Origin of the sequence: Dorea sp. AM10-31, from assembly GCF_003435815.1 — a bacterium.
In the GTDB taxonomy this organism is placed as follows: domain Bacteria; phylum Bacillota; class Clostridia; order Lachnospirales; family Lachnospiraceae; genus Dorea_D; species Dorea_D hominis.
In genome coordinates this window covers 30,491-50,167 of sequence record NZ_QTUV01000005.1, presented here as the reverse complement: position 1 = coordinate 50,167, position 19,677 = coordinate 30,491, and the positions used below count along the sequence as shown (strand labels likewise).

17 protein-coding genes are annotated in these 19,677 nt (G+C 42.2%); 12 read left to right on the top strand and 5 right to left on the bottom strand.

The annotated features are described in order from the left end of the window. The first annotated feature begins 8 nt into the window (after positions 1 to 8). From DW125_RS08980 to DW125_RS08940, 9 genes are all read left to right on the top strand, one after another. Complete coding sequence (locus DW125_RS08980; RefSeq protein ID WP_158549907.1) at positions 9 to 1,523, top strand: xylulokinase; 1,515 nt, start codon at positions 9 to 11, stop codon at positions 1,521 to 1,523. A gap of 165 nt (positions 1,524 to 1,688) precedes the next feature. After that, positions 1,689 to 2,594, top strand: a complete 906-nt coding sequence (gene nadA, locus DW125_RS08975; protein WP_117537909.1) for a quinolinate synthase NadA — start codon at positions 1,689 to 1,691, stop codon at positions 2,592 to 2,594. A gap of 36 nt (positions 2,595 to 2,630) precedes the next feature. Beyond that, complete coding sequence (locus DW125_RS08970; RefSeq protein WP_117537908.1) at positions 2,631 to 3,821, top strand: L-aspartate oxidase; 1,191 nt, start codon at positions 2,631 to 2,633, stop codon at positions 3,819 to 3,821. A gap of 11 nt (positions 3,822 to 3,832) precedes the next feature. Further along, complete coding sequence (nadC, locus tag DW125_RS08965) at positions 3,833 to 4,684, top strand: carboxylating nicotinate-nucleotide diphosphorylase (protein WP_117537907.1); 852 nt, start codon at positions 3,833 to 3,835, stop codon at positions 4,682 to 4,684. A 98-nt stretch (positions 4,685 to 4,782) separates the two neighbouring features. Further along, positions 4,783 to 6,174: an asparagine--tRNA ligase gene (asnS, locus tag DW125_RS08960; RefSeq protein WP_117537906.1), complete on the top strand. Its 1,392-nt coding sequence runs from the start codon at positions 4,783 to 4,785 to the stop codon at positions 6,172 to 6,174. Between the two features lie 70 nt (positions 6,175 to 6,244). Continuing rightward, positions 6,245 to 6,934, top strand: a complete 690-nt coding sequence (vanR, locus tag DW125_RS08955) for a VanR-ABDEGLN family response regulator transcription factor (protein ID WP_117537905.1) — start codon at positions 6,245 to 6,247, stop codon at positions 6,932 to 6,934. Beyond that, positions 6,924 to 8,162, top strand: a complete 1,239-nt coding sequence (locus DW125_RS08950; protein ID WP_117537904.1) for a sensor histidine kinase — start codon at positions 6,924 to 6,926, stop codon at positions 8,160 to 8,162. The genes vanR and DW125_RS08950 overlap by 11 nt, the downstream gene beginning before the upstream one ends. Continuing rightward, the gene (locus DW125_RS08945; protein ID WP_117537903.1) at positions 8,068 to 9,168 is read left to right on the top strand and encodes a metallophosphoesterase family protein; all 1,101 of its coding nucleotides are present in this window, start codon (positions 8,068 to 8,070) and stop codon (positions 9,166 to 9,168) included. Before DW125_RS08950 ends, DW125_RS08945 begins: the two co-directional genes overlap by 95 nt. Positions 9,169 to 9,170: 2 nt before the next feature. Beyond that, positions 9,171 to 10,712 carry an ATP-binding protein gene (locus DW125_RS08940; protein WP_117537902.1) on the top strand — a complete coding sequence of 514 codons (1,542 nt, stop codon included), beginning with the start codon at positions 9,171 to 9,173 and terminating at the stop codon, positions 10,710 to 10,712. 134 nt (positions 10,713 to 10,846) lie between these two features. On the opposite strand, the gene DW125_RS08935 is transcribed toward DW125_RS08940, so the two are convergent. From DW125_RS08935 to murC, 4 genes are all read right to left on the bottom strand, one after another. Next, positions 10,847 to 12,031 (bottom strand): ribose-phosphate pyrophosphokinase, encoded by a 1,185-nt coding sequence (locus DW125_RS08935; RefSeq protein ID WP_021860628.1) that lies wholly within the window; start codon positions 12,029 to 12,031, stop codon positions 10,847 to 10,849. Continuing rightward, on the bottom strand, positions 12,018 to 13,043 hold the full coding sequence (locus DW125_RS08930; RefSeq protein WP_117537901.1) for an ATP-binding protein: 1,026 nt from the start codon (positions 13,041 to 13,043) through the stop codon (positions 12,018 to 12,020). The genes DW125_RS08935 and DW125_RS08930 overlap by 14 nt, the downstream gene beginning before the upstream one ends. Positions 13,044 to 13,065: 22 nt before the next feature. After that, the gene (locus DW125_RS08925) at positions 13,066 to 14,067 is read right to left on the bottom strand and encodes a DnaD domain protein (RefSeq protein ID WP_117537900.1); all 1,002 of its coding nucleotides are present in this window, start codon (positions 14,065 to 14,067) and stop codon (positions 13,066 to 13,068) included. Positions 14,068 to 14,205: 138 nt separating this feature from the next. After that, complete coding sequence (gene murC / locus DW125_RS08920; protein WP_117537899.1) at positions 14,206 to 15,582, bottom strand: UDP-N-acetylmuramate--L-alanine ligase; 1,377 nt, start codon at positions 15,580 to 15,582, stop codon at positions 14,206 to 14,208. Positions 15,583 to 15,812: 230 nt separating this feature from the next. Here murC and DW125_RS08915 point away from each other — a divergent pair, with 230 nt between their 5' ends. Genes DW125_RS08915 through spoVG form a run of 3 tightly spaced genes read left to right on the top strand, consistent with a single transcriptional unit; the run spans position 15,813 to position 18,520 of the window. Further along, positions 15,813 to 17,087, top strand: a complete 1,275-nt coding sequence (locus tag DW125_RS08915; RefSeq protein ID WP_117537898.1) for a glucose-1-phosphate adenylyltransferase — start codon at positions 15,813 to 15,815, stop codon at positions 17,085 to 17,087. Then, entirely contained in the window at positions 17,084 to 18,202 is a 1,119-nt protein-coding gene (glgD, locus tag DW125_RS08910) for a glucose-1-phosphate adenylyltransferase subunit GlgD (RefSeq protein WP_021860633.1), read from the top strand. The genes DW125_RS08915 and glgD overlap by 4 nt, the downstream gene beginning before the upstream one ends. A 42-nt stretch (positions 18,203 to 18,244) precedes the next feature. Then, positions 18,245 to 18,520 carry a septation regulator SpoVG gene (spoVG, locus tag DW125_RS08905; RefSeq protein ID WP_117537897.1) on the top strand — a complete coding sequence of 92 codons (276 nt, stop codon included), beginning with the start codon at positions 18,245 to 18,247 and terminating at the stop codon, positions 18,518 to 18,520. A gap of 180 nt (positions 18,521 to 18,700) precedes the next feature. Here the strand turns inward: spoVG and DW125_RS08900 are convergent, their stop codons facing one another. Next, positions 18,701 to 19,546, bottom strand: coding sequence for an RluA family pseudouridine synthase (locus tag DW125_RS08900; protein ID WP_117537896.1), 846 nt, complete (start codon positions 19,544 to 19,546; stop codon positions 18,701 to 18,703). Positions 19,547 to 19,677 lie beyond the last annotated feature (131 nt).

Here is a 19,677-nt window from a genome sequence, read left to right as displayed (position 1 = left end):
GGTTGAAGATGATGAGATATATTCTTGGAATTGATATAGGGACAACTGCAATCAAGGCAACAGTAGTGGGAGAAGACGGTGCTGTGCATGGCGAGGCAACATGTGAATATGAATTAACAACGTTGCCAACCGGAGAAGTTGAAGCAGAATTAAAGTTATACGAGGATGCGTTTGAGCATGCAATAAAAGAAGCGGTTCGGAGCTCAGAAGCAGATAAGAAAGATATAAAATGTGTCGGTTTTTCTTCAACAGCTGAGACTTGTGTCTTTTTGGATAAGGATTATAAGCCGCTTTGTAAGGTGATTGCCTGGATGGATATGAGAGGAACAAAAGAAGCTGAATATTTGACAAAACAGTTTTCTCAAAAAGAGATTATCAGTAAGGTTGGCTTTGATAGTATTTATGCAATTCATCCTGTTAGTAAGATACTCGCAGTAAAAAACAAATCACCGGAAGTGTTTGAAAAGACACGAATGTTTGCGCAAATTAAAGATTATTTTGTATATGTGCTTTCAGGCAAATTTATCACAGAACATTCGGTAGCAAGTGATCATGGATTTTTTGATATAACAAACAGGTGCTACTGGAAAGAAATGCTGGAATTGGTTGGAATAGATGAACAATATCTTCCGGAAATGACAGAACCGGGAAAAGAGATTGGAAAAATCACTCCGGAAGCAGCAGAAAAATATGGACTGGATACTGAGACAATGATTAACATTGGAGCATTTGATCAGGCGTGTGGCGCAATTGGAGCCGGAAATATAAAGGCTGGAATTGCTTCAGAAAGTACAGGATCGGCACTTGTAACAGTTGCTACGATTGATCAGCTGAGTCCGGATTCGGAAGGAACAGTTCCGACACTTTGTAGTGGAATTCCGGGGAAATATATATATCAGCCGTATTGCACAGGTTCGATAATTATGAAGTGGTATCGGGATACATTTTGTGAAATGGAAAAAAATATAGAGCTTGAGACAGGAGTAAATGCATATACACAAATGGATGCATTAGTAGATGAAACGAATCCGGGAGCAGATGGATTAATTATGTTGCCATATTTTCAAGGATCCGGAATACCAGAGCTGAATGAAAAGGCGAGTGGTGTGTATTATGGAATAAATGCAGGACATACACGCGGACATTTTATAAGGGCGATAATGGAAGGACTGGCAATTGCTCTGAAAAGAATGCTTGAATGCGAAAAAGAACTGGGTGCAACGATGACAGAGATTCGTTCGCTTGGCGGTGGAGCTAAATCGGAAGCGTGGTGTCAGATTAAGGCGGATATTCTTGAAATTCCGGTTAAAGTAATTAAAAACAGCGGAAGTACACCGGGAATGGGCTGTGCAATTCTGGCTGGAGTTGCCAACGGAATCTGGTCTTCTGTAGAGGAAGCAGCAGACAAATTTGTAGAAATAAAGAAAACGTATTATCCAAATCCGGAAAATAGAAAAGTGTATGAAGATGTATATAAGAAGTATATAGAAATAACAAAAGCGTTGAATCCTACATTTTCTTAGTGCCAATATGAAACAACAGTCAGGTATGCAATAAAAATCGCATACCTGACTGTTGTTTCATATTAGTTATTATATATGTAAAGTTTCGGATAATACAAGTGTCTTGTCACCTGTAAGACAGTATGGTATAATAATATGACTTTAAATAAATGAGGTGACGGAACAATGTCAGTAATTGAAGAGATAAAGAAATTAAAAAAAGAAAAGAACGCAGTGATCCTGGCTCACTATTATGTGCCGGCGGAAGTGCAGCAGATAGCAGATTATATCGGGGATTCCTTTTATCTGAGCAGAGTAGCGGTAGATCTGGACGCACAGCTGATCGTATTCTGCGGTGTTGGATTCATGGGAGAGAGTGCGAAGATCTTAAGCCCTCATAAGACCGTATTAATGCCGGCAGCAGATGCAGACTGCCCGATGGCACATATGGCAGATGTGGAGACAATCCAGAAGGTGCGTGCGGAATATGATGACCTGGCGATTGTCTGTTATATCAACTCTACAGCAGAGCTTAAGAAATATTCCGATGTCTGTGTTACATCTTCCAATGCAGTGAAGATTGTAAAAGCACTTCCACAGAAGAACATTTTCTTTATCCCGGATCGAAATCTGGCACACCACGTTGCAGAGCAGGTGCCGGAAAAACATTTTATATATAATGAAGGCTTCTGTCCGACACATGAGCGGATGGAAGAGGATGAAATTCTTGAACAGAAAGCTTTGCATCCGGAAGCAGAAGTGCTGGCACATCCGGAATGTAACCAGTGGGTATTGAAGCATGCGGATTACATAGGCAGTACAAAAGGAATTATCCAGTATGCGACAGCAAGTGAGAAGGAGGAATTTATCATCTGCACAGAAGAAGGTGTCGGATATGAGCTTAAGCGTCAGAATCCGGAGAAACAATTTTATTATCCAAAGAGTGTTCCGGTATGTCCGAATATGAAGAAGGTTACATTGGACAAGGTTCTGCATGTCCTTCAGACCGGAGAGAATGAAGTACACGTTGATGCAGAACTTCGCGAGAAGACGAAGCTTCCGCTGGAGCGTATGTTACAGCTTGCAAAATAAAAAATTGCTCTTGCTATATAATTAGGAGGGATAAGAGTGAAAGAGAGAAAAGTGGATGTGGTTATCGTCGGAACCGGAGTATCCGGTCTGTTCCATGCGTTGAATCTCCCGGAAGATAAGCGGATTCTGATGTTGACAAAGGCAGATTTAGAAAGTAGTGATTCATTTCTGGCACAGGGAGGAATCTGTGTAATGAGAGATGAGACAGACTATGATAGTTATTTTGAAGATACAATGAAAGCCGGACATTATGAAAACCGGAAAGAATCCGTAGACATTATGATCCGCAGTTCCAGAGAGATCATTGATGATCTGGTATCTTACGGAGTAGATTTTGAGAAGAAGAACGGCGAGTTCTGTTATACAAGAGAAGGTGCACATTCCAAACCGCGTATTCTCTTCCATGAAGATATTACCGGAAAAGAGATTACGAGCAAACTGCTTGCTCAGGTTAAGAAGAGAGTGAATGTTGAGATTCTGGAATATACAACAATGACAGATATTATAGAAGAAGCTGGTAAATGCTGTGGCATTTATGCGGCAGAGCAGGATGGAGATCAGTTAAAGATCGAAGCGGATTATACGATTTTTGCAAGCGGTGGTATCGGTGGTCTGTATGAACATTCTACGAATTTCCCGCATTTAACAGGAGATGCACTGGAAGTTGCGAAGAAACATGATATCCGTCTGGAGCATCTGGACTATGTGCAGATCCATCCGACAACATTATATTCCGAGAAGCCGGGCAGACGTTTCCTGATCTCCGAATCTGTACGTGGAGAGGGCGCTGTATTATATAATAAAGATAAAGAACGTTTTGTAAATGAATTGCTGCCGAGGGACGTTGTGACAAAGGCAATCCGGGAGCAGATGGCAAAGGATGGCACAAAATATGTATGGCTTTCTATGGAACACATTCCGGAAGAGACAATTTTAAAGCATTTTCCCAATATTTATGAGCATTGTCTGGAAGAAGGCTATGATGTGACAAAAGAATGTATTCCGGTAGTTCCGGCGCAGCATTATTTTATGGGCGGTATCTGGGTAGACCGGAACAGTCATACATCGATGGCGCATTTATTTGCAGTAGGAGAGACAAGTTGCAACGGTGTACATGGAGCGAACCGTCTTGCAAGCAATTCACTGCTGGAAAGTCTGGTATTTGCGAAGCGTGCGGCAAATTGCATTACGGAAGAATATGCACGGATGGAAAAAGAGACAGCGTAGGAGGAACAAAGATGAATAAGATTTCAATGACACTTCAGGCAGATCATCTGATACTGGAGGCGTTAAAAGAAGATATATCAAGCGAAGATGTCAGCACGAATGCGGTGATGCCGGAGGCGGTAGACGGAGAAGTGGAACTGATCTGCAAGCAGGATGGCGTGATCGCAGGACTGGATGTTTTCAAACGGGTATTTGAACTGCTGGATGCAGATACAGAAGTGACTTTTTCCTGCAAAGACGGAGATGAAGTGAAAAAAGGACAGCTGATGGGAAAAGTAAGAGGAGATATCCGCGTACTGTTATCCGGAGAGCGTGTGGCGCTTAATTATTTACAGAGAATGAGTGGAATCGCAACGTATACACATACGGTGGCGGGTTATCTGAAAGGAAGTAAGATCAAGCTTCTGGATACAAGAAAAACAACGCCGAATATGCGTATTTTTGAGAAATATGCAGTCCGCACAGGCGGTGGATATAATCACCGGTATAATCTGTCCGATGGTGTGCTTTTGAAAGATAACCATATCGGAGCAGCCGGAAGTGTGACAAAAGCGATACAGATGGCAAAAGCATATGCGCCGTTTGTACGCAAGATCGAGATAGAAGTTGAGACGCTTGACATGGTTAAAGAAGCGGTGGCAGCAGGGGCAGATATTATCATGCTGGACAATATGACACCGGAGCAGATGAAAGAAGCAGTTGCATATATTGACGGCAGAGCCGAGACAGAATGTTCCGGCAATGTAACACTGGAAAATATCCAGAGAATGACAGATGTCGGAGTGGATTATATTTCCAGCGGTGCACTGACACATTCCGCACCGATCCTGGACATTTCACTTAAGAATCTACACAGGATTTAATAGGTATGAGACTTTAAAAACGGGTCGCAATATGTTATAATACCAAGAGCATATTGCGGCTATTTTTGTCGCTGTACAGGAAAAGGAGTTAAATTAGCATGGAATTGATTTCAATCAGAGATTTATACAAGAACAAAGAAAACTATCTGGATAAGACAATCACGATTGGTGGATGGGTTCGCAGCATCCGTGATTCAAAGACATTTGGATTTATTGTAGTGAATGACGGAACATTTTTTGAACCACTGCAGATCGTATATCATGATAAAATGGAGAATTTCGCAGAGATCTCCAAACTGAATGTCGGTGCGGCAATTATCGTAACCGGTACACTGGTAGCAACACCACAGGCAAAACAGCCATTTGAGATTCAGGCAGATACGATCGAAGTTGAAGGTGCATCAGCACCGGATTATCCGCTTCAGAAGAAGCGCCACAGCTTTGAGTATCTCAGAACTATTTCGCATCTGAGACCGAGAACGAATACATTTCAGGCTGTATTCCGTGTGCGTTCACTGATAGCTTACGCAATTCACAAGTTCTTTCAGGAGAGAGGATTTGTATATGTGCATACACCACTGATCACAGGAAGTGACTGTGAAGGAGCAGGAGAGATGTTCCGTGTGACAACACTTGATATGGAGAATGTACCGAAGACAGAAGACGGGCAGGTAGATTATTCACAGGATTTCTTCGGCAAGGAGACAAGTCTTACTGTAAGCGGACAGCTCAACGGTGAGACATACGCACAGGCATTCCGCAATATTTACACATTCGGACCGACTTTCCGTGCAGAGAACTCCAATACAACAAGACATGCAGCAGAGTTCTGGATGATCGAGCCAGAGATGGCATTTGCAGATCTGGATGATAACATGATTCTTGCAGAGTCTATGTTAAAATATGTCATCAATTATGTACTGGAGAATGCCCCGGAAGAGATGAAGTTCTTCAATTCATTTGTTGACAAAGGACTTTTAGAGAGACTGCAGAATGTCGTATCTTCTGATTTCGCAAGAGTGACTTATACAGAAGCAATTGAGATCCTGGAGAAACACAATGATAAGTTTGAATATAAAGTATCCTGGGGCGCAGATCTTCAGACAGAGCATGAGCGTTATCTGACAGAAGAGATCTACAAACGTCCGGTATTCGTAACCGATTATCCGAAGGAAATCAAAGCATTCTACATGAAGATGAATGATGATAATAAGACGGTAGCCGCTGTAGACTGTCTGGTTCCGGGAATCGGTGAGATCATCGGAGGAAGCCAGAGAGAGGATGATTACGACAAGCTGCTTGCACGTATGAACGAGATGGGACTTAAGGAAGAAGACTACAAGTTTTATCTGGATCTTAGAAAATATGGCTCTACCAGACATGCAGGATTCGGTCTGGGGTTTGAGAGATGCGTGATGTATCTGACAGGTATGGGAAATATCCGTGACGTGATTCCATTCCCAAGAACAGTCAATAACTGCGAACTGTAAGATTTAATTACTAATTGGGGACGGGGCTTTTTGAGAAATGCCCCGTCCCCTGGTTTTCAGGAGGGATTGTATGAATATATTAGTAGTGGATGATGAGAAAGAGATTGCAGATGTAATTGAACTGTATTTACAGAATGATCAGTATCAGGTTTTGAAGTTTTATACAGGGCAGGAGGCACTGGACTGCATTAACAGCACGAAGATTGATCTTGCAATTCTGGATATTATGCTACCGGATGTGGATGGTTTCCAGATTTTAAAACAGATACGGGAGAAATACACATTTCCGGTAATTATGTTGACTGCAAAGACGGAATATATGGATAAGATCACAGGGCTTACACTGGGGGCAGATGATTATATTCCGAAGCCGTTCAATCCGCTGGAGCTTGTTGCAAGAGTCAAGGCACAGCTCAGACGTTATACGCAGTACAATGAAGGCAGTAAAGACACCGGAGATATCATTGATTTTGCCGGACTTTTATTAAACCGAAAGTCTCATGAATGTGTTTACAATGAAGTTCCGCTGACATTGACACCGATTGAGTTTGATATTCTCTGGCTGCTCTGTGAGAACAAAGGCAAAGTCATAAGCTCAGAAGAATTATTCGAGAAAGTATGGCACGAGACTTACTATAAGAACAGCAATAACACGGTGATGGTGCATATTCGTCATTTGCGGGAGAAGATGAACATACCGACCGGCAAATCTGATTTCATAAAGACCGTATGGGGAGTGGGATATAAAGTTGAAGAATAATTATCGGAAACTCAAATTCAGTATATTATTGCAGACGGTATTGGTAACGGCACTGACCGTGCTGGTAGGTGGATTTATTCTGCGCTATATTATCGATGGACCGTATAATGACAAATTCAGCAAGTTTTTCATTAAATATCTGAAAGACCTGAATATTGATGAATCGACAGCGATTCATTTATACTGGAAATTGATCGGAGACAATAAAACCTTTTTCATGGTTGTCGGTTTCCTGCTTTTATTTGCGCTCTTTTTCTATATTGCGCTCTCAAAGATGACAAAATATCTGGATCAGGTGGGAGACGGAATCGAAAATATTGTATCAGACTCCAACGAACCGGTGCATCTGATCACGGAGCTCAAGCCAATTGAGATCCGTCTCAATGAGATCAAGGCAACGATTAAGAGACAGGAACTGGAATCGGAAGAAGGCGAGAAACGGAAAAATGATCTGGTGCTTTTCCTTGCACATGATCTGAAGACACCGCTGACGTCCATCGTAGCTTATCTTACGATGCTGGACAGCCATCCGGACATGTCAGATGAAGAACGGGAAAAGTACATTCACATCGCATTAGAGAAATCTCTGCGGCTTGGCGATCTGATCAATGAATTTTTTGATATTACCCGCTATAATCTGCAGGACATAGAGTTGGAACCGGTTGAGATTAATTTATCTCTGATGCTGGAGCAGATTGCGGACGAACTGTACGGCGTACTGCAGGACAAGAACCTGTGTTGTGAAGTGGAAGTGGAAGAAAATCTGGAAGTGACCGGAGATCCGGATAAGCTTGCCAGAGTTTTTGATAATATTTTAAGAAATGCAATTGCATACTGCTATGCCGGAACGAAGATCCAGATCTGTGCACAGAAAAAAGAAGATGACGTAGAGATTGTATTCAGCAATGAAGGGGATAAGATTCCGGGAACAATGTTGCAGACAATTTTTGAGAAATTTTACCGTGTGGACGGTTCGAGATCCAGCGGTACCGGTGGAGCCGGACTGGGACTTGCGATCGCGAAGGAAATCGTAGAACTGCACGGTGGGCATGTACGTGCGAAGAGCAACGATCAGAAGACAGAATTTATTGTAACACTGCCTTCAAAGAAGGAGCAGGAGGAAGGAGAAGAAGATGAAGTTTCTGCACCTCGCGGACATACATTTAGGGGCAAGTCCAGACCTGCCAAACGGACTCGCAGAGAAAAGAAAAAAGGAGATCTGGAATAGCTTCCGCAATGTGATCGAGACATGTGAACGGGAGAAGATAGATCTTTTACTGATTGCGGGAGATCTGTTTCACAGACAACCGCTGCTTCGTGAATTAAAAGAGGTCAGTTACCTGTTTGGAAAATTGACAAAAACACAGGTGGTTCTGGTCGCAGGAAACCACGATTACATAAAAAAAGATTCTTATTACCGTACATTTCACTGGCAGAAACATGTGCATATGATATCGGCAGATGAGCCGCAGTGTATCGAACTTTCGGAGATCAGTACATCTGTCTGTGGGTTTAGTTACCATTCGCGGGAGATAAGAGAACGTCTGGATATCAGCCAGTTGAAAAAGGGAAGACAAAAATACGAAATTTTGCTGCTGCATGGAGGAGATGAGACACATGTTCCATTTAACAGAGAGGATCTGCGGCGCGTAGATTATGATTATGTGGCACTCGGACATGTTCATAAGCCACAGACTGTGATAGATGGGAAAGCGGCATACAGTGGTGCGCTGGAACCAATCGATAAGAATGATACCGGAAAGCATGGTTTTATCAGAGGTGAAATAACAGATGAAGGCTGCAGGATACGTTTTGTACCGGCAAGTGTCAGACGTTACATCCATGAGAAAATCACAGTGACACCGCAGTTTACCGATCAGGAGCTGCAGGAACGAATAGAAGCATGTATCCGCGAACAGGGAGAACAGCATTTTTATAAATTTATACTGACCGGCTTCAGGGATCCTGATATTATGTTTGAGACGGTTCGGAGATTTTCTCACGGTGACAGCTTATACGGTCATCCGGTGTTTGGAAATGAACATGGATGGAATATACTGGAAATCGCTGATCGGACAACGCCGGCATATGATTTTGGGCAGCTTATGAAACAGCATAAAGAAGATATCCTGGGGGCATTTATCGAAGAATTATCAGAATATCCACAGGAAAGCATACAGTATCGTGCGCTTTGTGAGGGAGTACAGGCGCTGATGGATACAAGAAGGGGTTAGTTATGCGTATACGAGAGATCTGGATGAAGAATTTCGGGCGTTTTGCAGATCGCAGAATTACTGTAAATGACGGCATACAACTGTTTTATGGAGAAAATGAAGCAGGTAAATCAACGATTCACACATTCCTGAAAGGGATGTTATTTGGGATGGAGCGAAAACGTGGACGTGCTTCAGCAACTGATGAAAGCCATCTGTATGAACCGTGGGAAAATCCTAATTACTATGCAGGTGTGTTGCGATTTGAAGCGGGAGGCAAGACATTCTGCCTACAGAGATCATTTGAAAAAACAGGGAGAAAGGCAGAATTGTTCTGTGAGGAAGACGGAGAAGAATTTTCGGTAGAAAATGGAGATCTGGAAATGCTACTCGATGGGCTGACTGCTTCAGGATACGAGAATACAATATCCTGTGGGCAATTGAAAGTAACACCGGATGCTTCACTTGGAACAGAACTTCGCAATTATGCAACCAATGCTTGTGCGCAGGATAAGGGAGATATCGATCTGGGGGCGGCATTTGCCCGCTTGAAGGAACGAAAAAAGGACATAGAACGCCGGATAAAAATAAGACTGGAAGAACGACAGAAAAAGCAGGAAATTACGGAGCAGGAAGCATCCTATGTATGGACAGATATCCATAAGTACATCGAAGAGAAGAACCGCATCAGTGAAGAACTGGCACTCCGGGAGATGGGAAAACAGAAAAATAAAAAAGACAGTCTGGCTTATACAGAAGAAGTTTCCAAATGGCGGATTCATCCGATGGAGCTGATCGTATTTGTTCTTTTGATTATTTCCCCATTATTTATTGTGTCAAAACCGTGGAATTATCTGATGGCGATCATCATTTTCCTGTGCTGCCTAATTTATATCTGGAATCGGATGAAAGTAAGTAAACGTAAGGAAAAAACAGAGTCGGAGATTCTACTTGAAAAGATCCGACCGGAAGAAGAAAAAGCATCCAGAGAGAAACTGCTCTGGGAACAGAACCGCATAGAAGCAGAATTGAAAGAGAAACAGACACAATATGAGAATCTGAAAGAACAGCTGGAAGAACTAGATTTGACAGATGATGTTATTGAGAGATTACAGCAGACGAGAGAAGCGGTTACGATGGCGTATGAACAACTGGAAGCTTTGTCGGGAAGACTGCGCGAGCAGACGGACAAGTTGTTAAATGGCAGAGTATCTGAGATTGTCTGTGCATTTACAGGTGGAAAATACGAGCGGCTTTTTGTAGACGAAGACACGCGAATTTATCTCATTACAGAGGACAGGAAAATCCGGATAGAACAGGTGAGCCGTGGAACAGCGGAACAGATCTATCTTGCACTTCGTATTGCAGCCGCAGAATTTCTCTATGAAGAAGAATTTCCACTGATTCTGGATGATACATTTGGATTTTATGATGAGAAACGTCTGGCAAATACATTACAGTGGCTTGCAGAAAATAAAAAACAGGTGTTGATCTTTACGTGTCAGAAACGGGAAGAAGAACTGCTTAAGAAAATGCATATTCCGTATAATAAGGAAAATGTATGATGCCATAAAAAAGAGCTTCCAAGCAGATATAAACAAATCGAAGAAGTATGTTATCTCGGGGTTAGAGAAGGATACTTAAAAACTGCGTGGAAGCTCTTTTTGGCTATATGATTCTAAATGTGAGAAGAGACGATTTAAATCTCTTCTCCTCTTTTATATTTCTCGACAACGTGCTGGATTCTTTCGTTCGGGGAAAGAATGCTGCTGACAGAACCGTCATGGTTCAGTGTGTCGATCAAGAGTGCGATATATTTACTCATATCACAGTTGATATAGTAAGGGCGCTCAAGAAGTTCAGGTGTCTGATAGATCAGATTTGTTGTCAGGATACCATCAATAGTACCTTCTTCGTATGCCTGGTCGAATTTGTCCAGTCCGTTTGTGAACAGTCCGAATGTTGCAGCGGCAAAGATACGTTTTGCTTTGCGGCGTTTTAACTGTCTGGCAACATCTAAGATACTGTCACCGGAAGAAATCATATCATCTAAGATGATTACATCTTTTCCTTCAACAGAAGAACCAAGGAACTCATGTGCAACGATCGGGTTGCGTCCATCTACGACTTTTGTATAATCACGTCTCTTGTAGAACATACCCATATCCAGATTCAATACGTTGGCAAGGTAAACAGCACGACCGGTAGCACCTTCATCCGGGCTGATCGCCATCATATGTTCGCTGTCGATCTGGAGATCTTTATATTTGCGTAAAAGTCCTTTTACAAATTGATAGGTAGGACGAACGGTTTCAAATCCACTGAGCGGGATTGCATTCTGTACACGCGGATCATGTGCATCAAAAGTAATGATGTTGTCTACACCCATGCGTACTAACTCCTGCAGAGCAAGTGCACAGTCCAGAGACTCGCGTCCGCTTCTCTTGTGCTGGCGGCTCTCATAAAGGAATGGCATGATCACGTTGATACGACGACCTTTTCCGCCAACGGCTGCGATGACACGTTTCAGATTCTGGAAATGATCATCCGGAGACATATGGTTTGTATGTCCACTCAGGGAATAAGTCAGGTTATAATTGCATACATCAACCATTAGATACAGGTCTTTACCGCGGACAGATTCACCAATAATACCTTTGGCTTCTCCGGAACCAAAACGCGGAACCTTTGCATCAATCAGGTAATTGTCTCTTTCATAACCCTTGAATACTACATCATTTTTAAATTCGTGGCTGTCTTCACGACGCCAGTTTACGATGTAGTCATTAACTCTTTTTCCCATCTCCTGACATCCGTCAAGGGCAATGATTCCAAGAGCTCCAACAGGTATATTATCCAGAACACGTTCGTTACGACGTAACATCTTTTGTACCTCCTAGGTTTAATAATTTTTTTTGGATGCGAATATCATCTCCGGTCAGACGAAGCATTGTATAACTGCTACTGAGCCGGGAGAAAATTCTTTCTGAATAGATGTTTTTGATATCATCTAATGCCAGATTCGTAGAAATAATCGTAGATTTCCGGCGTAAAATACGTTCGTTCAGACACGCAAACAACTGGGAAGATGTAAAACCATTTGCCATCTCTGTGCCGAGATCGTCAATGATCAGAAGATCACAGTTGTAAATGTAATTGGTGTCCGGGGATTCCTCATCGTAAGAATCTGAATCCTTTTTGCCAAACGTATTCTCAGCAAGTATATCAAAAAAATGCTTGGAAGAAAAGTAGATGACAGAATAAGCAGCATCTATCAGCTCTTTGGCAATACAGTTTGACAGAAATGTCTTGCCGACACCGGTGTCTCCATATAATAGTATGTTCCGAAAATCCGTGGAAAATGTATCTACAAATTCATGACATGCATGTAGAGCAGTCTTCATAGAATCCAGAGAGGATCGTCCTGTTACCGGATCTATGTGGTTGCGTGAGTAATAATCCAGAGAAAGTGTAGAAAAATTCTCGGATTTTAAAATCTCCTGCAAGTTTGACTGTGTATATAATAAATCCACAATTGCTTTTTTGAAGCAGTGGCATTTATTCGTTCCGATATAGCCCGTGTCTTTGCAGTCCGGGCAGAGATAATGCGGCTCCAGATAATGTGCCGGATATCCATGTGATTTGAGTAATTCTTTCTTGCGGGCAGATAAGGTATGTATCTCTTGTTTTAAATCTGCCAGAGCAGAAGTCTCGCCATTTAACAGAAGTCTCGCCTGCCGGATACTGGCAGAAGAGATGGCGTTATCTATTTCTGCAAACTCAGGGATCGCCTGTGTGACGCGTTCATAGCGCTCTTGTACCTGATGGACGGCGTCCAGCTGGCGCTGCTCATAGATGCGCATCAGTTCATTGTACTGTGAATTTGAAAGTGCCATAAAGAAAATCTCCCTTGTCTGCTTATTGCTGTATCAGTCTGCGCTCCAGATCGTTCATGTCATAAGAGCGGTTTTCAAAATTGTTAAACTTATTCCTTCCGGAAGGTTTGGAAGGCTGCGTTGTCTGCTGTCTGGCTTTGTCTGCTTTCGCACGTGTAAATGCGGCATCCAGAACAGAGACGTCTTCTAAAGTGTGGACGTTTTTCTTATACCAGTTCTTCAGAATAGAATCTGTATATTCAAAATTCGGCTGATGGATCATATTCATGGTTCGGTCACATGCTTCCAGAATGATTTCCAGAGAAAAAGCATATTCTTCGTGCCACTTGCGGATATATGCGATCTCAGATGCTGCAGGAGCACGTCCTTTGATTCCGTAAGCATTCAGAATAGAATAGCAGTTCTTGTTATAAAGAACAGAATTGGTCTTTGCCTGTTCTGCAGTGCGGATATCCTGACTGTGCCAGGATAAAGCAACTTTCTGGATGTAATGGATACTCTTATGTCCGTTTTCAACACAATATTCGATTAGATACTCGATCAAATCAGCTGACATCTGTAATGTCTCATAAAAATATGTAATCGCATTAATATCTGTAGCAGATAAAGTCTTGCCAAGATACTGTTCAGCTACAAAAAGTAATTCTTTAAATTCCTTGCGGTTATCATGCTTTCTGGTGTTCACAGACTTGTCCGTGTCCGAAACCGGAGCAACAGTCAGCGAAGCTTCTAATGGAGAAACTTCAGCTTGTAAAGAACGGTCCGGAGCTTCTTCTTTGTATTCGAGAAGTCCCTGACCTTCCCAGTATTTGAAAGCGCGTAAAATATCTTTCTCCGTACACTCTAAAAGATCAGCCAGTCTGGACGGAGCCGGCAAAGAGGCAGACTCGTCCAGGTGGCGAAGAAGCATAAGATAAACTTTTACATATTCTCCATTTGCTTTTGGCATATACCGGTCAATGAATTCGTTCTCCAGAACCGTAACTGTTTTTTTTGCCTGATTTGTTAAAGTCAGTGTTTTCATACCCGCCTGATGAGCCTCCTAATGTCTTTCAAATGTTGCAGGATCATTATAACATCAGTTGACCGGGCAAAAAAGAAATTTTTAAGCCAAAAATCAGGTTTTTTGTGGATAAAATCCTGTGGAAAATGTGGATAACTCTTACTTAACGAGCGTTTCCCCAATGTTTACAACGTCTCCGGCTCCCATAGTTATCAACACATCACCCTTTTGACAATGTTCGCGACAGAAGTTTTCGATCTCTTCAAAAGAAGGAAAATAATATACATCTGCACCTTTTTCAGCGATTGCGTCTGCAAGGTCTTTGGAAGAGATGCCGAGTGTGTCTGTCTCTCTTGCGGCATAAATATCTGCAAGGATCACATGATCCGTATGAGATAATGCTTCAGCAAATTCCGGGAAGAGAGCCTTGGTACGTGTATAAGTGTGAGGCTGGAAAATACACCAGATCTCACGGTGTGGATAATGTTTTGCAGCAGTCAGGGAAGCAGTGATCTCTGTCGGATGATGTGCATAATCATCAATGACAGTGACGCCGTCAAATTCACCTTTGTATTCAAATCTGCGGTTTGTACCGTGGAAATCTTTCAGTCCCTGTCCGGCCGTCTTCGGATCGATTTTCAGAATATCAGCCACAGCAAGTGCTGCCAGTGCGTTAGATACGTTGTGATCTCCGTTGACAGAGAGTGCGATTCTTGTTACAAACTCTCCATTTTTCACGAAATCGAAAGAAGCCTCTCCGATCTGGTCGTGAAGAATATTTGTTGCACTGTAGTCATAAGAACTGTCCGGACCATAAGTTACAACACGGCATGCAAGCCCGTCTGTGATCTCGTGAAGCTCCGGAATCTCACCATTAATAACAAGTGTGCCGTCTGCCGGCAATAGCTCAGCAAACTTGCGGAAAGAGTGACGGATATCCGCAAGGTCTTTGAAGAAATCCAGATGATCCTCATCAATGTTCAAAATAACTCCAATCTTCGGGAAGAAATGCAGGAAACTGTTCGTGTATTCGCATGCTTCTGTAAGGAAGATTTCGGAATTACCGACGCGGATATTACCACCGATGGCTTTTAAAATACCGCCGACAGAAATCGTTGGATCCATCTCGGCACTTAAAAGAATGTGGGAAAGCATGGAAGTTGTTGTTGTCTTGCCATGGGTTCCGGATACAGCGATCGGAGTATCATAATTAGTCATTAACTGTCCGAGGAGTTCGGCACGGCTCAGCATAGGAAGTCCTTTCTGGACTGCTGCCTGATATTCCTCGTTGTCTTCATGAATTGCTGCCGTGTAAACAACAACATCAATTCCTTCTATTATATTAGAAGCTTTCTGTCCGTAAAAAATAGTGACGCCGGCTTTCTCAAGCTGTTCTGTAAGCGGAGAACGTTTGTTATCTGATCCGGAGATTGTGAAATGTTCTTCCAAAAGAACTTCTGCCAGACCACTCATGCTGATTCCGCCAATTCCAATGAAGTGTACGTGTACCGGTTGTTCAAAATTGATTTTATACATAAGCTACCATCCTTAGTTTTAATGCTCCGGCGGGTTGCCGGAAAGTGTTCATAATTTACTTACTTCTATCATATTATTATAAACATATCTGGCAAAAAAACCAACCTAAAATTTCTTGGTATATTTTCATAAAAAGGTCACGAAACGTTTACTAAAATTGTGAAAAATGTTCACGAAAGGATAAATATATGCTATAATAAGATAATAAACGACTGTGAAGGGGTGATGACATGAGAAAGAAGGAAATGATAGCAATGCTTCTGGCAGGCGGACAAGGCAGCAGACTTGGAGTCCTAACTGCTAAAGTTGCAAAACCTGCAGTAGCTTTCGGAGGAAAGTACCGGATTATTGATTTTCCTCTGAGTAACTGCATTAATTCTGGAATTGACACCGTGGGAGTACTGACACAGTATCAACCGCTTCGATTGAATGCTCATATCGGAATCGGAATTCCGTGGGATCTGGACAGAAATTATGGTGGAGTAACGATTTTACCACCATATGAGAAGAGCACGAGCAGTGAATGGTATACCGGAACTGCGAATGCAATTTATCAGAATATTGATTACATAGAGACTTTTCATCCGGATTATGTACTGATCTTATCCGGAGATCATATCTATAAGATGGACTATGAAGTTATGCTGGATTATCACAAAGCGAATAATGCGGATGTGACGATCGCAGCGATGCCGGTGCCGATGGAAGAGGCAAGCCGATTTGGAATCGTGATCACAGATGATGATGGAAGGATCACAGAATTTCAGGAAAAACCAGAGAAGCCGAAGAGTAATCTCGCATCTATGGGAATTTACATATTCAGTTGGCCGGTGCTCAAAGAAGCATTGCATACGATGAGAGATGAGTCTGGATGTGATTTTGGTAAACATATTATTCCATATTGTCACAGAAAAGGTGAACGCTTATTTGCTTACGAGTACAATGGTTACTGGAAAGACGTAGGAACGCTTGGTTCTTACTGGGAAGCGAATATGGAACTGATCGATATCATTCCAGAGTTCAATCTTTATGAAGAGTTCTGGAAGATTTATACAAACAGTGGCATCCTGCCGCCGCAGTATATTTCCGAACAGGCAGTGATCGACAGATGCATTATCGGTAATGGATCAGAAATTTACGGTGAAGTTCACAATAGTGTTATCGGATCTGGTGTTGTGATAGGAGAAGGAACCGTTGTGAGAGATTCTATCATTATGAAGGATGCAGTAATCGGCAAAAACTGTGTTGTGGACAAGGCGATTATCGCAGAGAACTGTAAAATCGGTGATGAAGTTGTAATGGGAATCGGAAGAGATGTACCGAACCGCCTGAAACCGTCCGTATATTCTTTTGGACTGGTAACGATTGGAGAGAATTCGGTAATCCCGGAAAAAGTACAGATTGGAAAAAATACTGCGATCAGTGGTAAGACAACGGCAGAGGATTACCCGGATGGCGTACTGGACAGCGGAGAGACTTTGATAAAGGCAGGTGAACGGGTATGAGAGCAGTAGGAATTATTCTAGCGGGTGGCAACAGTTATAAGATGAAAGAACTTACACAGAAACGTGCAGTAGCAGCAATGCCGATCGCAGGAAGTTACCGGGCGATTGATTTTGCACTCAGTAATATGTCCAACTCACATATTCAGAAAGTGGCAGTTTTAACACAATATAATGCCCGTTCGTTGAATGAACATCTGAATTCCTCCAAGTGGTGGGATTTCGGAAGAAAACAGGGCGGACTTTATGTATTTACCCCGACAATCACAGCAGATAACGGATACTGGTACAGAGGAACCGCAGATGCGATTTACCAGAATCTTGATTTTTTGAAGAGATGCCACGAACCTTACGTTATCATTACATCCGGCGATGCGGTGTATAAGATGGACTATAACAAGGTTCTGGAATATCATATAGCAAAACGCGCAGACATTACGATCGTGTGTAAAGAACTTGCTCCAGGAGAGGATGCGAGCCGGTTTGGAACATTGAAGATGAATGATACGATGCGCGTGGAAGAATTTGAAGAGAAGCCGATGGTGGCTAAGTCCAACACTATTTCCACCGGGATTTATGTGATCAGGAGAAGACATCTGATCGATATGATCGAGCACTGTGCGGAAGAGGACAGACATGATTTTGTGACCGATATTCTCATCAGATACAAGAATCTGAAGAAAATATATGGTTATAAAATAAAAGACTACTGGAACAGTATTTCGACCGTGGATGCATATTATCGGACGAATATGGATTTCCTGAAACCGGAGGTAAGAAACTACTTCTTCAAGGAACAGCCAGATGTATATTCAAAGGTAAGCGACCTGCCGCCTGCAAAGTATAATCCGGGTGCGGTTGTAAAGAACAGTCTGATTGCAAGTGGAAGTATTATCAATGGTACCGTCGAAAATTCTATATTATTTAAGAAGACATTCGTCGGAAATAATTGTGTAATTAAAAATTCTATCATTCTGAATGATGTTTATCTTGGGGACAATACTTATATTGAAAACTGTATTGTAGAAAGTCGTAACACCATCAGAGCGAACACAAGGCATGTAGGGGAAGATGGTGTGAAAGTGGTCATCGAAAAGAACGAGAGGTATGTGCTGTAGAAAGATTACAGTACAACGGCTGAAAGAAAGGGGCTAGAACAAATGCAGATTACAGATGTACGAGTGAGAAAGGTAGCAAAGGAGGGCAAATTAAAGGCGGTTGTCTCGATCACAATGGATGAAGAATTTGTCATTCATGATATCAAAGTGATTGAAGGCGAGAAGGGACTTTTCATTGATATGCCAAGCAAGAAGTCATTGGACGGAGAGTACCGTGATATTGCGCATCCGATCAATTCCGGAACGAGAGAGCGTATCCAGAATATTATTCTTAGCAAGTATGAAGAAGCAATGAGTAAAGAAGTTATGGAAGCGTAGCCGCTATCATATAAACTGATTAAGAAATGAAATGTTTAAGGACGGAAGAAATGCATCTCTTCCGTCCTTAAAATTTTTCTTGTAAAAGAGAAAGAATCATCGCACTTTAGCGCGACTGCCCGTTTTGTTGCAGATGTCATAGTATTTAGAAGTATGCTCATATCGGGTTGGTCATCAAAATCAGGCTAGTAAAGAAAAATGCATTTTTTTATGTGTGACAGGATGTGTAAATTCAAGTTTATATGCACACAGACATAATGTCTGCCATCCTTTTTTTGCACGGCAGCCTGGATTGTATTTTGTGTCGCCGACGATCGGGCATCCGATAGCAGCGAGCTGGCAGCGGATCTGGTGAAAGCGTCCGGTGTCCAGATGGATTTTGAGAAGTGTCTTCGTGGACTGCCCGTTGTCCACAGAGGTGCTGCTTGAAAAAATATCCTGGATGTCTGAAGCATGCTCATCCCCGGTGTTTACGGGATTTTTACTGAAAAAAATATCTTCGGAATTTGTGTTGATAGTATCTGGAGTGGAACGGGAAGTATCTGTGAAAAAATCTCGTAACTCATTATGGATTTCGTAGAAGAGGCGAGCTTTTTTTGCGCCTTTCTTTTTTGCATCACAGACAGACGCAGTGTTAGTCTGCGGATTTTTATACAAATAATTTTCCAGTGTTCCAGAAGTGTCAGACGGAATTCCGTTTGTCAGGGCAAGATAATATTTTCCAAAATCACCATTCTGAAGCTGGCGGTTTAAATCTTTTGCGGCAGCAGGTGTTTTGGCAAAGACAAGAATACCGCGGACTGGCTGGTCCAGTCTGTGTATTACTGCGAGATATGGCTCGCTTTTATCAGAAGATGTTTCATAAATGTGGCGTTTGATCAGATTTACCATATCAGGCGAACTAATACGGCGGCTCTGCGTTGCTGTGCCGTGCGGTTTTTCACATACGATAATATCGGAATCCTCGAATAAAATATTTAAAGTAGAATTATTTTTTCTGTAATTTTTTTGAATATGATTCTGCATGAATGATTTCCTCCTGTCAGAAATCTGGATTTCTTTTTTATTTAAGCACAGAGCTATGGAATATGCAAATAAATTATAGCGGGCTTGCAGGGAAATACGAATGCAGGAGGCTAACTTGAAAAAGTAAATTC